This window comes from Zwartia lucis, assembly GCF_965234455.1.
Lineage (GTDB): Bacteria > Pseudomonadota > Gammaproteobacteria > Burkholderiales > Burkholderiaceae_B > Zwartia > Zwartia lucis.
Map to the genome: position 1 here is coordinate 418,807 of NZ_OZ248473.1, position 13,962 is coordinate 432,768.

Sequence of the window (13,962 nt, forward strand, 5' to 3'; positions counted from 1 at the left end):
ATTATTGTCCGCCCGCGGGACTAGGCTCTGAAGAGCGCACCGACTCAAGAGCAGACAAACTGTCTTTGATGCTTGGCAAGCTAACCGCGATTTGTATGGCCGCCAACTCCTGAACCAGGCGAAGTGCTGCGATCGTATCAGTTGCCTTGGGATCGAAACGCGAAACCAAACTCTGCTGAACTTGAGTAAGCTCCGCTCTCCAGACAGGGGCCTGATTCATCAAAAGCGCCATCTGCGCCGTCAACACACGCGTACGTAGATTCGCCCGCAACAGTGCCCCCTGCTCAGGTGACATCATGAGCGCGTTGGCGTCACTGACGCGCTGGATACTCACCACCCCAACGAATTCACGCGCCACCATTGCAGCAGCAGACTTTGACCACAAGAGGGATTGATCGAGCCCACGTTGCCACCACGGTTGTTGCGCAGAAGTCAACGCAGGGGATGGCGCTTGAGCAGTCCCGGAGGGCGTGGGTACGCGCTGGACTGATGGTGCCACGCTCGCGATCACGGGCGCCGCCGCATCAGGCAAAAGCAACGGCGCACGCGCCACCAAGGCACTGAGCGTCTCAAGTCGGCTGGACAATTGCGTCATATCGATCAAAGGAACGGCTCTCAACCGCTCAAGATCAAGAGTAATCGCACGCTGCACCCCGGCAAAGCGGGCTCGGTCGGCACGCACTAACAAAGACTGGGCGGCCTCTAGCGTGACAATCGCATTGTTGACATTGCCCGCCAAGCGGAGTTGTTGATGAGCCGTCGTTAAGAGGCGATCAACATCATTGGCGAGCATGACATCCTCCATGCCCTTGTTTGCACCCGCCCAAAGTTGCTCCAGGGCGACAAATTGGCTCTTGGCCTCGAGCTGCTCTTGTTCGAGCTGAGCGATACGACGGGCTTGGGACTGGGCGAGCCCTAAAGCTTGCGTAGAATCCTGGCGCGCCTCGTTAAGCTGAGAGGTCAGTCCCTGAACCTGCTTTGCGATCTCTCGACCTGTCTGTTCAAAACGTTTTTGCAAAAACCAAGCACCACCGGCCGCCACAAGCGCGACCAGCAAAAATATGATGGCAAGCAAAATCGGCCATGAAGGACCACTCGTGCGCTTTTTACCTTTCAGTAATGCAGCACTTGGCTGTGGGGGGCTAGGAGTATGGGCTTCAGTCATATGCTAATTGTAGCCGTAGCGCTAGAAAAAATCGTTCAAACTTGCGTACTTGGCGCCTGAACACGAGAAATCTGCTCGAATCCTGTCAAAATGACATCGTCTTCGGGGCTCGCCACCACACACTTCATCGTCGTGAAACCGCTTTTGAAATGCGGTTCTAACAACTTAAAAAGAAGAGATTTGAGTCTTTCGTGTGTCAGTACGAACGAACTCTCGGCGAACCATCCCAAAAGGCCCAAGGCTTCGAGATTTTTGTAAAGAGCCTCTACACCATGCGCACTCGTCAACAACCATGCGGGAAGTGCATTTTGGCGGCTCAGTGCGGCTAAATGCTCATTTAACGAAGTGGGCCATTGTGCGGACTGGCGTTGATAGGCCTGATGCAGCACAACGTTGGCGCCACGCTGGCTCAAACGCTGACTCAACCAATCACGACCGTCTTGTCCCCGCACAATCAACACGCGTTCAACAGGATGTTCAAGCGCAAACAAGATTGGCCATAATGACTCCGAATCCTGCGCAAGATCAGAGGCGGGATGGAGGACATCAAGGCCGTCACCAAACACTCTGCGTATCGCACTGGCTGTCACAGGCCCCATACAGGCGACTCGCGTTGACAGCGGCCAAGCTGCGATCCCCGCGCTGAGCAACTGACTGTGATAGCCCGTCACCGCGGCTCGACTGACGAACACCACCAAATCAAAAAGCTCCGGTCGAGGACACTCTCCGGTGACCGCGACCACTTCACGGATATCCAAAGCAGGACACTCCAACACAGACCAACCGCGTCGAAGCAGTTCGCGCATCACGACCGTATTGCGGCCCGCAGGTCGCGTCAGAATCGCAGTATGTTGAGGCTGAGCCATGGGGTATCAGGAGGGCTCGGACAAACGCGCCAAGATCTCACCTGCGCCTTGCGCCAATAAGGCTTGGGCGACAGTGGATCCCAAAAGCTCCGCTTGAGCCGAAGGCCCTGTAAGCTCAGCACGATAAATCGTTTGACCGTCTGGCGTTGCGACTAAAGCTTGCAACTTAAGCTGCGTACCTTCGAGCTGTGCGTAGGCTGCCAGTGGCACCTGACACGACCCACCGAGGGCACGGGAAACTGCACGCTCGGCAAGCGAACAGACCGTTGTGTCAGGACAAGACAGTGGTGCCAGCAGCTCTCGGAGATCCGAGCGTGTCGCCAAAATTTCTATCCCGAGCGCGCCTTGGCCTGCGGCAGGAAGCGAAGCCTCCGTTGTCATCCTGGAACGAATGCGGTGACCCAGACCCAAGCGCTCCAGTCCCGCTGCGGCAAGAATAATGGCAGCATATTGACCGCTATCGAGCTTGCCCAGACGCGTATCCAAATTCCCTCGTAAGGCATGAATCACGAGCGCAGGGAATCGTGCTTTGAGCTGCGCTTCGCGTCGCAAACTTGACGTACCGACGATCGCGCCGGGTGGCAAATCAGACAGTGCGACGTAATCATTTGATACAAAAGCATCGCGACAGTCCGCACGCGCCAGAACCGTTGAAAGCTCAAAGGGAGCTTCCATATCGACGGGAACGTCCTTGAGCGAATGCACCGCCAAATCGGCGCGTCCATCCAATAACGCATATTCGAGCTCTTTAATAAAGAGCCCTTTACCACCTACTTTTGAAAGACTCCGATCAAGGATCTGATCGCCACGCGTGCTGAGCTTGAGTAATTCAACCTGCATCTGTGGATAAATCGAGAGTAAGCGCGCCTGCACATGCTCGGCCTGCCACAACGCAAGGCGGCTGGCACGGGTTGCTATCACTAGTTTTCTAGAGGCCACTCGATCACTCTCAGCGCAAATAATTCAAGAGAATCGTCAGTGCGATTCCAATCACGCCGAGCAATCCGAGCCACTGCAATATTGTCAAGCTGCGCTTAGGCTTATTGTTTTCCATCATTTGTCCTGTCATTCATCCATGCAAAGTTTGAATTCAAACGTCTACGCATCCGATTTGAACACGGACAGCCGATTTATTCATCAAAGCGATGAATACCGCTTGATTTGGGATAACTCTTTAGAAAATAAAACGCCGGCACGTCTGAGACACGCCGGCGCTTTAAGGAGAGCGATTGTCAGTTAAAGCATTGTTTTTTTACAATACTGACTTAAGAAGCTTGCCCATTTCAGAGGGATTTTTCGTCGTACGAATGCCACATTCTTCCATGATTTCAAGCTTGGCGTCTGCTGTATCTGCTCCGCCAGAAATCAAGGCGCCAGCGTGTCCCATGCGCTTGCCAGCCGGTGCGGTGACACCTGCGATAAAGCCAACCATCGGCTTTTTCATATTTTCTTTTGCCCACAAAGCCGCATTGACCTCATCAGGACCACCGATTTCACCGATCATGATCACGGCATCGGTGTCAGGATCTTCGTTGAACAATTTGAGCACATCAATATGCTTCAGACCATTGATGGGATCACCACCAATGCCAACTGCGCTGGATTGACCGAGGCCGAGCTCAGTGACCTGTGCCACGGCTTCGTAGGTCAGGGTGCCTGAACGGCTGACAATACCGATGCGACCCTTGCGATGGATGTGTCCGGGCATGATGCCAATTTTGATTTCGTCTGGCGTAATCAAACCTGGGCAATTGGGTCCAAGAAGCAAAGTCTTGCTGTTCATTTTTGCCATACGATCTTTGATTTCGAGCAGATCGCGAACAGGAATACCCTCGGTGATACAAATCACCAAGTCCAATTCGGCTTCAATGCCTTCCCAGATTGCAGCGGCAGCGCCCGCAGGCGGGACATAGATTACGGAAACGTTGGCACCCGTCTCGGCCTTTGCGTCTTTAACTGACGCGAAAATCGGGATGCCTTCAAAATTTTCACCCGCCTTTTTGGGATGAACGCCGGCAACAAATGCGGCTTGTCCATTCGCATAGGCGCGCGAAGTCCGTGTGTGGAACTGACCGGTTTTACCGGTAATCCCTTGGGTGATGACTTTAGTATCTTTGTTGATCAGAATCGACATTTCAGAATCCCTGGCAGAATTATTTGGCTGCTGCGACGACGCGGGTGGCCGCATCGGCCATCGTGTCAGCGCTGATGATAGGCAGGCCAGAATCGGCCAACATTTTCTTGCCCAACTCTTCGTTGGTACCCTTCATACGCACCACAAGAGGCACGCTGAGGTTGACCGCCTTGCACGCGATGATGATGCCCTCGGCAATCACATCGCAACGCATAATGCCGCCGAAAATATTGACCAAAATTGCTTTGGTGCCCTTGTTTGCAAGCATGATCTTGAAGGCTTCGGTGACTCGCTCTGCCGTGGCACTGCCGCCCACATCCAGAAAGTTCGCGGGTTCGCCACCGAACAGTTTGATGGTGTCCATCGTCGCCATCGCAAGACCTGCGCCGTTGACCAAGCAACCAATATTGCCATCGAGCTGAATATAAGCGAGCTCATGCTTGCTGGCTTCGATCTCGGCGGGGTCCTCTTCATCAAAGTCCCGATACGCGACGATCTCTGGATGACGGAACAGAGCGTTAGGATCAAAGTTGAACTTGGCGTCGAGTGCGATGATGTCGCCCGAACCCGTCAAAATCAGAGGATTGATTTCCGCCAGTGAGGCATCCGTTTCCCAGTAGGCTTTGTAGAGTTTTTGAAACTCTGCGCATGCCTTGGCAATAGAAGCCTCAGGCACACCAATACCACGCGCGAGATCTGCGGCTTCTTTGTCTGTCAGGCCCTGACCAGGATCCACAAACACTTTGAGAATTTTTTCAGGGTGCTTTTCGGCGACTTCTTCAACATCCATGCCACCTTCGCTCGAAGCCATCACGCAGACACGCTGTGTCCCACGATCTGTCACGATCCCGACGTAGTATTCCTTTTTGATGTCTGCGCCCTCTTCGACCAACAGGCGGCGCACTTTTTGACCCTGGGGGCTTGTCTGATGCGTGATCAACTGCATACCCAAGATCTCTGACGAGATCTGCCGCACTTCGTCGATCGAACGCGCGAGCTTGACGCCACCGCCCTTTCCGCGACCACCTGCGTGAATCTGCGCTTTGACCACCCAAACTGGGCCACCTAGTTTTTTAGCAGCGTCTACGGCCTCGTCCACGGTAAACGCGGGAAAGCCTTGAGGAACAACTACACCAAACTTCCGAAGCAATTCTTTGCCTTGATACTCATGGATTTTCATGGGAATCCTGTCCGTCCAAAAAAACTAAAAAAAGCGATTGCCTGGAAAACTACGCATCAGGGCCCGGGGGTATTGCCTTTGAATCTACATACCACTGCGGATAATGTTCTTTGGTCACTTCGCCATCGGGTCGCCAGGCATAGCATCCTCCCATTTGGAAGGGCCTGCGGCCCGCTGACTCAGCCTCTGCGCGCTTTTGACCCGCCATGCTTTGAACAGCAGCGGTCGGCAACACTGAAGCGAGCTCGGTCATATGCGTACAGCCCGCAGTGCGAGCAAAACGTTCTTTGATCTGCTGACGGAAACTTTTCAGCAAATTCATTCCAACAAGATCTTGGTACGCTTCAGAAACCGCCGTACAGGAAGTCCCAAAGGGCGAGGCGTCATACATCGCGAACGCTTCTTTAATTTCAAAGCTAGTGTCTATCGTGATACGCAAATGCAGATGATGAACCGGCTGGCCTACAGCATGAACCGTTCCATTGCGCTTGGTGTAAGAATAAGATTTGTTGTCAATCAGTTCGGCCTCAATATCCCAGAGACCATCATCTCGCTCGAAGGAATGAACCTGTATCGAACGGTTGTGCATCGGTTTGCGAGAACTGGCTGGCGCTGGAAGCGGCATACTAGGTTGGGCGGTCAATTGACACATTGCAACAAAGGTTAAAAGTATAGCGCACCTAGTGCATATGACCTAGTGAAGCGCCTTATAAAGACTAATAACGTCTTACAACGCGCATTAACCATGAAACTAACACGGTCTAAAGGTGAACTTCAGCCTACTCCTCTTCGATATTTTCACCTAAAGAACGCGTTTGCTTGAGTACGCGATGGATCACTTCCATCGAAAACCCTCGTGACGCTAAAAATCGTCCCTGTTTCGCATACTCTGCTTGCGACAGGTGTGAAGAAATATGTGAGGAATGGCTCAATGCAGATTTTTTGCTCAAAAATTTGCGGGCCCAAACCGCCTGAGCACGCTCAAACTCAGTGGCCTTAAGGTCTAATTGCACGGCCGCGACGACTTCGGGAGTCATCCCATGTTGCTTGAGGTCTCGGACAATCCGTGCAGCCCCCTGCTCAGGGGCCTTACGATGCACCCATCCCTGGGTAAAACGCGCATCTGACTGCCATCCTTCGCGCGTGAGCGCGTCTAGAACCACGGCTAAGGACTCTGCGCTCTCGGCATGGGGCGTAAGCTTGCGCTCAAGTTCTTGTCTGCTGTGCTCTCGGCGAGACAGCAAACCTACGGCTCTGGCCTTGAGGGACAGGCCAGGCCGTGGTGCTGCAGGCTTGGGACCTACTTCGAACTCTTCATCATCCGCGTCTCTAGACACGATTTCTCTCACAGGCGTGCATTGGGTGACACGTTAGATACTTACAGGTCTTCTTCGGACTCGGGCTCGGACTCAGGCTCAGAGGCGACGAGCTTGCTGGCTTTTGCGGAGCTTGCTTTGGTTGTTGCTGCAGCGGCGGCCGCAGGAGCACCACCCACGCGAGGCACGACCCCTAATTTTTCGCGCACGCGATTTTCAATTTCAATCGCCATCGCAGGGCGTTCGCGCAGGAAATCACGCACATTGTCGCGACCCTGACCAATCCGCTCACCGTTATAGCTAAACCATGCACCCGCCTTGTCGACAATCCCAGCCGTCACACCTAAATCAAGAATTTCACCTTCGCGTGAGATCCCTGCACCATACATAATGTCGAATTCGGCTTGTTTGAATGGAGGTGCAATCTTGTTTTTAACGACTTTGACGCGCGTTTCGTTACCGACAACCTCATCACCCTTTTTAATGGCGCCAATACGGCGGATATCCAAACGCACCGATGCGTAAAACTTCAGTGCATTACCGCCTGTCGTCGTCTCGGGGCTGCCAAACATCACACCAATTTTCATGCGGATTTGGTTGATAAAGATCACCATACAATTGGTGCGCTTGATACTCGCAGTCAATTTGCGCAGCGCTTGACTCATCAGTCTCGCTTGGAGACCGGGTAGAGAATCACCCATCTCACCTTCGATCTCAGCTTTAGGCACCAGAGCAGCCACAGAGTCGATCACAATCAGATCAACAGAACCCGAGCGCACCAGCGCATCCGTGATTTCGAGGGCTTGTTCGCCAGTGTCAGGCTGGGAAATCAACAGATCAGTTAGGTTGACGCCCAGTTTGGAGGCGTATTGCACATCGAGGGCATGCTCTGCATCAATAAAAGCGCAAGTACCGCCAACTTTTTGCATTTCGGCGATCACTTGCAGGGTCAGGGTCGTCTTTCCAGAGGACTCGGGACCGTAGATCTCAACCACACGCCCCCGAGGTAAGCCGCCAACGCCAAGCGCGATATCTAACCCTAAAGAACCTGTGGAGACCACCTGAATGTCGTGCTCGACCTGATTATCGCCGTAACGCATGATCGAGCCCTTGCCAAATTGCTTTTCGATCTGGGAGAGCGCAGCAGCGAGTGCCTTGCCTTTTTCAGCGGCGCCGGCCTTGAGGGTTTTATCATCCATGTAAATTCCTTGAGTTGTGAGCTAAAGCTGAAAAACTGATACTGAAATTATTGCATTCAATTATACTGTATAAATAAACAGTATGACAACTTATTCCTGCTCTCCTCGACATTTTATTTTTCATATGACTAGGGTTTGTACGCATTTATGCAACATCCCATAGCGAGGATGCAAGGGGCTATGCAAGAATAGACTTAATTCTTCCCTTGTTGTTTATCAGAAAGACCCACCGGCCCCTGCACCCATGCGAATCCTGATTGCCGAAGATGACAGCATTTTGGCCGACGGCCTCACCCGCTCTCTGCGCTTAAACGGCTATGCCGTGGACGCCGTCAGCGACGGACTCTCGGCCGACTCTGCGCTCAGATCGCAGGAGTTTGACCTCCTCATCTTAGATCTGGGTCTGCCACGGATGTCCGGCTTGGAGGTATTGAGCAACTTACGCAGTAAAAACTCTCATCTGCCAGTCCTCATTCTCACTGCAGCCGATAGTGTGGAGCAAAGAGTCAAGGGGCTTGATCTGGGGGCTGATGATTACATGGCCAAACCGTTCTCCCTCTCTGAGCTTGAAGCGCGTGTTCGGGCGCTCGTGCGCCGAGGGGCTGGAGGAGGCTCTACGATTCTTAAACACGGCAAACTGGAATTTGATCAGACAGGTCGAGTCGCCATGGTGGATCAGCATGCACTCGAGCTCTCAGCCAGAGAAGTCAGTCTGCTCGAAATTTTGCTCACGCGCAGCGGGCGTATGGTGAGCAAAACACAAATCGTTGATCACTTGTGCGAATGGGGTGAAGAGGTCAGCTCCAACGCCATCGAGGTCTACGTGCATCGCCTGCGTAAAAAACTCGAACCTAGCGGCGTCAAAATCGCAACAGTTCGGGGCCTCGGCTACTGTCTTGAGCGAGACACGAGTGCGCTATGAGTCACCTTTGGCGTGGTCTGTACGACGTCAAATGCTTATGTGTCTCTAGGCTGTGGCATTGAAACACGCCCGCGTCAATCTCGAAGCACTGGCTGTACTCCAAACTGGAGCGGCAAAATCGACGGCCGAATCCTCAAGACGCTCGCTGCTCGGAGAGATTTTGGACTGGATGCTTGCGCCACTTTTCTTGCTGTGGCCGATGAGCATTGCCATTACCTATGTCGTGGCTCAAAACCTGGCCAACACTCCTTATGACCTCAACTTGGCCAACGCACTACAAGTCTTGGGTCAGCAAGTCGAAGCGACCGATGACGTCGTCGCGCTTCGCATGTCATCCTCCGCTCGACTCGCATTGCGCATCAGAGAAAATGACGGCGTTTTTTGGAAAGTGATCGGTCCAAACGGCGATTTGTTGGGAGGCGATGGAGAGCTCCCTACCCCAGAACGCACGCCAAGCGATCTGCCTAATACGATTTATTACGAAAACCATGCGCTTCGCGACTTTGAAATCCGTATCGCTTATACCTGGAGGGATCTCAGCGCGAGAGGCATCGGTCCTGTGCTCTTGGTCGCGGCGGAGTCCGTGGATCGTCGCACACAACTGGCCAATGACATCATCAAGGGCGTAATCATTCCACAGTTTATTGTCTTGCCGATCGCGGTGTTGCTTGTTTGGTTTGGTTTATCGCGAGGCGTGGCACCCATCAATGCCTTACAAAGAAAGTTACGCGCGCGAAGACCCGACGACCTGTCCCCCATTGACGAGCGTCAGGCGCCCTCAGAAATCGGTCCGCTGATCAAGGCAATGAATGATCTACTCAGCCGACTGGAAGCCACATTATTGGCGCAGAAACGCTTTGTCGCGGATGCAGCTCATCAGCTCAAAACTCCCTTGGCAGGTTTGCGAACACAAGCGGAACTTGCCATGCGCGAGGAGCCCACAGCAAACACGCAAGCAAGCCTAGAACAAATTATTGCGGGTACGGCGCGCGCAACGCGCCTCGTCAATCAGCTCCTTTTGATGGCGAATGCTGAAAACCCGAACACGACAGAAATGCCGCCGACTGACTTAACGCATTTGGCTAGGGAACAAATACAGAAGTGGGTGCATGTCGCGCTTGACCAAGGTATCGACCTAGGTTTTGAAGGACCTGAACACCCCCTCTATATCAAAGGACAGAGTCTGCTCTTAAGTGAGGCCCTGAACAATCTGATCGATAATGCCATTCGCTACACGCCAGCACCCGGTCACATTACAGTGGGCTTATACGAACAACGCGACGAAATTGTGCTCGCAGTCGAAGATTCCGGACTAGGCATCGCCGTCGATGAACGCGAACGCGTGTTTGACAGGTTTTATCGTGTCTTGGGTTCGGGTGTTGATGGAAGCGGACTCGGTCTGGCGATCGTGCGCGAGATCGCACATCGCCATCAGGCGCGCGTCATCGTGACAGAATCTCATCTTGCCAGTACTGACCCATCCGCCAAGGGCGCGCGTTTTGAAATTCACTTTCCCGCCATGCTGCAGCGCACACAAACAGCACTCAACAGCGCGGGTTAACCCTGTATTGAGGCGCTGAAAAAGTACGATTTTTGTCGATCTGCAACACTTACCATTGCTGGGGAAATTTTGTCAGAAAGCTGTCAGCAATCGGCCTTAAAGTTCGCCCATCTCAGCGCACGCATAACAAATTCGCTTTAAAGCGCATACACATCATTAGGGAGACTCGGGTTGCTGCCATTTCTCAATATTCTGCAATTGCTCTTGTACATCGGGCTACTCGCCCTTGTCGGTCAAGGCATTTTGTTTTTGATTGCTGGCGCAAAACGTGAAACAAATTTGTTTTATCAACTTTTTCAAGTCGTGAATAAGCCTTGGCTTATGTTAGCGGCATTGATCTCCCCCAAACAAATCGCCACGCGTCACCACGCGTTCGTGGCGTTTTGTTTAGTGGCTGCGCTCTATCTCGCAGCCACGGTTGCAAAAATCGAGCATTGTGTTTCGGTCGGAATGGTGGGCTGTAAATGAAACTTGATCTGAACTGGCAAAAATACAAATGGTGTGCGATCACACTGATTGTTTTTGGGCAACGGAAACGTGCCATCAGTTTGTTCGAGGATATGCTTCGCGACTACCCCGAAGATCGCTATGCTTTAGGCAGTATCGCCCATCTCAAAGCAGAGCTTGGTGACAAGGTCGGTGCGGTTGAAAGCTACCGGAGCTTGGTTAAACATCCCGATGCACCCGTCTATGCCTGGTTCAACCTTGGCTTTCTTTTGCAAGAGCTTGAACAACCTGTCGAAGCTGAGCGCGCCTTTAGGCATTCGCTAGACCTCGATCCAAAGTTAGATCAAGCATGGTATGGCCTCGGTTTGACACTGATCCAACAAAGACGCTTAGAAGAGGCCGTTGTGGCCCTCGAGCGCAACACCAAACTTCAACCTATGAGTCCATACGCGTGGTATCAACTCGCCCGTGTGCATATTGACCGTCAACAACCAGACGAAGCGACCAAAATTATTCAACATTTGAAAGGCTTTGAACCGAAATTCGCGCGTCAACTCGAACGAGAAACAGGACTCACTGGCTAAATCTTTTTTTTATGTTTTTGTTTTTGTTTTTGTTTTTTTCTTTTTGTTTTTTCTTTTTTTTCTTTGTGTTTCAAAAATCGATCCAGGGGAACCTGGCCTGATAACGATGAGGAGACGTAACCGTGCAACTAACCGAAAAACATCGGGTGTACTGGCAAAAAAACCTACGCATCACTTCAATTTTGTTGCTGATCTGGTTTGTTGTCACTTTTGTGGTGGGCTACTACGCCCGTGAGCTCAACTTTACCTTTTTTGGCTGGCCCTTTAGTTTTTGGATGGGGTCACAAGGCTCTCTGGTGGTGTATTGCCTGATCATTTGGTTCTACGCCTCATATATGAACAAGCTTGACGAAGAATGTGGCGTCAACGAAGAAGAGGAGGAATAACATGGCCGGAATGACACCAAACGAAGGCGGCATGTTCGCTTCAAACACCACGAACGCAGCCTTCAAAAAATCACTCAACAAGGTCTATACCTGGTACACAGGCGGGTTTATTGTTTTTGTGATCGCTCTTGCGATCGCCGAACAAATGGGTTTGAGTCGTGCATGGATCGGCTACATATTTTTGGCTGCTACTGTTCTCCTATATGCTGGTATTGGAGTCATGAGCCGCACAAATGATGCCGCTGAGTACTACGTAGCTGGACGACGTGTGCCCGCGCTCTACAACGGCATGGCAACGGGCGCTGACTGGATGTCAGCCGCATCGTTTATTGGTATGGCCGGAACGCTTTACCTGACAGGCTATAGTGGTTTGGCTTTTATCATGGGCTGGACTGGTGGCTACTGTTTGGTGGCATTGTTCTTGGCGCCTTATCTGAGAAAGTTTGGTCAATTTACGATTCCAGACTTTCTGGGTGAGCGCTATGACGGTAATATCCCCCGCCTGTTGGGCATTATTGCCGCGATTCTGTGCTCGTTCACCTACGTTGTCGCTCAGATTTACGGCGTCGGTTTGATTACGACACGTTTGGCGGGTGTTCCCTTTGAAATCGGTATTTTCTTGGGCCTTGGCGGCATCCTGGTGTGCTCGTTCCTCGGTGGGATGCGTGCGGTGACTTGGACTCAAGTCGCTCAGTACATCATTCTGATCATTGCATACATGATTCCAGTCGTTTGGCTCTCTGTTAAACAAACAGGTGTTCCCATTCCTCAGGCAATCTATGGCTATCAACTTGAAAAAGTGACTGCCAAAGAAGCAGAGCTGCTGAAGGATCCAAAAGAACTTGAAGTCATTGCGATCTATAAAAAGCGTGCAGAAGAAGCCGATGCCAAGCTGAAAAATATTCCAGCTGCGATGGCCAAGGCAAAAGCAGATGCAGAAAAGCGTGTTGCTGACTTAAAAGCAGCCAATGCGCCTAAAGCTGAACAAGATGCTGCACAAAAAGCACTCGCAGCTGTTCCCACAACTGAAGCTGCTGCACAGAAGCTCTGGACGCAAGAACGCACTGCAAATAACGCGCGGGCAGTTCCTTTGGCTGGGATGCCCCGACATGCGCAGCAATTTGCGGGGGATCCTAATGGTACAGATGCTCAAAAGATCGCATACGACACCTCCCGTCGTAACTTCTTAGCGTTGATTTTTTGTTTGATGGTCGGTACAGCAGCGCTTCCGCATATTCTGATGCGCTACTACACCACGCCTTCGGTCAAACAGGCGCGTGAGTCGGTCACATGGTCCTTGTTCTTTATTTTCCTTTTGTATTTCACCGCCCCTGCTCTGGCCGTACTGGTGAAATATGAGGTCTTCCACGTGCTTGTTGGTACGCCGTTCGACAAGCTACCGGCGTGGATTGGGCAATGGGCATCCGTTGACCCCTCCTTGTTGTCTGTTATTGACGTAAACAAAGATGGCATTTTGCAGCTAGGTGAAATGCGCATCGGTGGCGACATCGTTGTGTTGGCCACACCAGAAATCGGTGGTTTGCCTTATGTGATCTCTGGCATGGTTGCAGCAGGTGGTTTGGCAGCAGCACTTTCAACAGCGGACGGCTTGCTGCTGACAATTGCTAACGCCTTGTCCCACGACTTGTACTACAAGATGATCAATCCCAACGCTCCAACTGCGAGTCGGGTGTTGATTTCAAAAATCTTGTTGTTAGTGGTCGCGCTTGCAGCAGCCTATGTTGCCTCACAGAAACCGGCGGACATCTTGTTCTTGGTTTCTGCCGCGTTCTCCTTCGCTGCTGCTGCGTTCTTCCCCGCCCTAACCTTAGGGATTTTCTGGAAGCGCGCGAATAAGTGGGGTGCGGTTGCCGGCATGATCGGTGGTTTGGGCGTCACCTTTTACTACATGGCGACCACTCAAGTTTGGATGCGTGGAATTTTCGGCATCACCTCCCCCATCGAGCTCTGGTATGGCATTTTGCCAATCTCGGCCGGTGTCTTTGGCGTGCCGCTCGGCTTTGCACTGATCATCATTGTGAGCTTGCTGACCCCAGCGCCTCGCAAAGAAATCCAAGACTTGGTGGATCATGTGCGCTACCCCACACTGCGTGGCGATGCAGCACGTTCATAAAAATCAGTTCCCCGCCGTCTGAGACTGCTGCGCTCAAACGGCTTTTAAGCCCCTTCGGGGGCTTTTTT

The 13,962-nt window shown here is 52.2% G+C and carries 14 protein-coding genes; 6 read left to right on the forward strand and 8 right to left on the reverse strand.

All coding sequences use genetic code 11. The annotated features are described in order from the left end of the window. Position 1: 1 nt before the first annotated feature. The 8 genes from AC8GE9_RS08410 to recA all read right to left on the reverse strand — a co-directional run bounded on the left by AC8GE9_RS08410 (position 2) and on the right by recA (position 7,860). On the reverse strand, positions 2-1,165 hold the full coding sequence (locus tag AC8GE9_RS08410) for a uroporphyrinogen-III C-methyltransferase (protein WP_506676706.1): 1,164 nt from the start codon (positions 1,163-1,165) through the stop codon (positions 2-4). A 35-nt stretch (positions 1,166-1,200) separates the two neighbouring features. Continuing rightward, positions 1,201-2,031, reverse strand: coding sequence for a uroporphyrinogen-III synthase (locus tag AC8GE9_RS08415; protein WP_506676707.1), 831 nt, complete (start codon positions 2,029-2,031; stop codon positions 1,201-1,203). 6 nt (positions 2,032-2,037) lie between these two features. Further along, on the reverse strand, positions 2,038-2,991 hold the full coding sequence (hemC, locus tag AC8GE9_RS08420; protein ID WP_506677140.1) for a hydroxymethylbilane synthase: 954 nt from the start codon (positions 2,989-2,991) through the stop codon (positions 2,038-2,040). Between the two features lie 292 nt (positions 2,992-3,283). Then, the gene (gene sucD, locus AC8GE9_RS08425; protein ID WP_506676708.1) at positions 3,284-4,165 is read right to left on the reverse strand and encodes a succinate--CoA ligase subunit alpha; all 882 of its coding nucleotides are present in this window, start codon (positions 4,163-4,165) and stop codon (positions 3,284-3,286) included. A 19-nt stretch (positions 4,166-4,184) separates the two neighbouring features. Next, positions 4,185-5,345: an ADP-forming succinate--CoA ligase subunit beta gene (sucC, locus tag AC8GE9_RS08430; protein ID WP_506676709.1), complete on the reverse strand. Its 1,161-nt coding sequence runs from the start codon at positions 5,343-5,345 to the stop codon at positions 4,185-4,187. 49 nt (positions 5,346-5,394) lie between these two features. Then, positions 5,395-5,970 (reverse strand): DUF2889 domain-containing protein, encoded by a 576-nt coding sequence (locus AC8GE9_RS08435; protein WP_506677141.1) that lies wholly within the window; start codon positions 5,968-5,970, stop codon positions 5,395-5,397. Positions 5,971-6,124: 154 nt separating this feature from the next. Then, the gene (gene recX / locus AC8GE9_RS08440; RefSeq protein WP_506676710.1) at positions 6,125-6,682 is read right to left on the reverse strand and encodes a recombination regulator RecX; all 558 of its coding nucleotides are present in this window, start codon (positions 6,680-6,682) and stop codon (positions 6,125-6,127) included. A 41-nt stretch (positions 6,683-6,723) separates the two neighbouring features. After that, on the reverse strand, positions 6,724-7,860 hold the full coding sequence (gene recA / locus AC8GE9_RS08445) for a recombinase RecA (protein WP_506676711.1): 1,137 nt from the start codon (positions 7,858-7,860) through the stop codon (positions 6,724-6,726). A 244-nt stretch (positions 7,861-8,104) separates the two neighbouring features. Here recA and AC8GE9_RS08450 point away from each other — a divergent pair, with 244 nt between their 5' ends. The 6 genes from AC8GE9_RS08450 to AC8GE9_RS08475 all read left to right on the forward strand — a co-directional run bounded on the left by AC8GE9_RS08450 (position 8,105) and on the right by AC8GE9_RS08475 (position 13,894). After that, complete coding sequence (locus AC8GE9_RS08450) at positions 8,105-8,782, forward strand: response regulator (RefSeq protein WP_506676712.1); 678 nt, start codon at positions 8,105-8,107, stop codon at positions 8,780-8,782. Positions 8,783-8,951: 169 nt separating this feature from the next. Continuing rightward, entirely contained in the window at positions 8,952-10,343 is a 1,392-nt protein-coding gene (locus tag AC8GE9_RS08455) for a sensor histidine kinase (RefSeq protein WP_506677142.1), read from the forward strand. 171 nt (positions 10,344-10,514) lie between these two features. After that, positions 10,515-10,811 (forward strand): hypothetical protein, encoded by a 297-nt coding sequence (locus AC8GE9_RS08460; RefSeq protein ID WP_506676713.1) that lies wholly within the window; start codon positions 10,515-10,517, stop codon positions 10,809-10,811. Then, complete coding sequence (locus tag AC8GE9_RS08465) at positions 10,808-11,374, forward strand: tetratricopeptide repeat protein (RefSeq protein WP_506676714.1); 567 nt, start codon at positions 10,808-10,810, stop codon at positions 11,372-11,374. Before AC8GE9_RS08460 ends, AC8GE9_RS08465 begins: the two co-directional genes overlap by 4 nt. Positions 11,375-11,496: 122 nt before the next feature. After that, a complete protein-coding gene (locus AC8GE9_RS08470) occupies positions 11,497-11,760 on the forward strand; it encodes a DUF4212 domain-containing protein (RefSeq protein WP_506676715.1) in 264 nt (87 codons plus the stop codon). A gap of 1 nt (position 11,761) precedes the next feature. Further along, positions 11,762-13,894 (forward strand): sodium:solute symporter family protein, encoded by a 2,133-nt coding sequence (locus AC8GE9_RS08475; RefSeq protein ID WP_506676716.1) that lies wholly within the window; start codon positions 11,762-11,764, stop codon positions 13,892-13,894. The last annotated feature ends 68 nt before the right edge of the window (positions 13,895-13,962 follow it).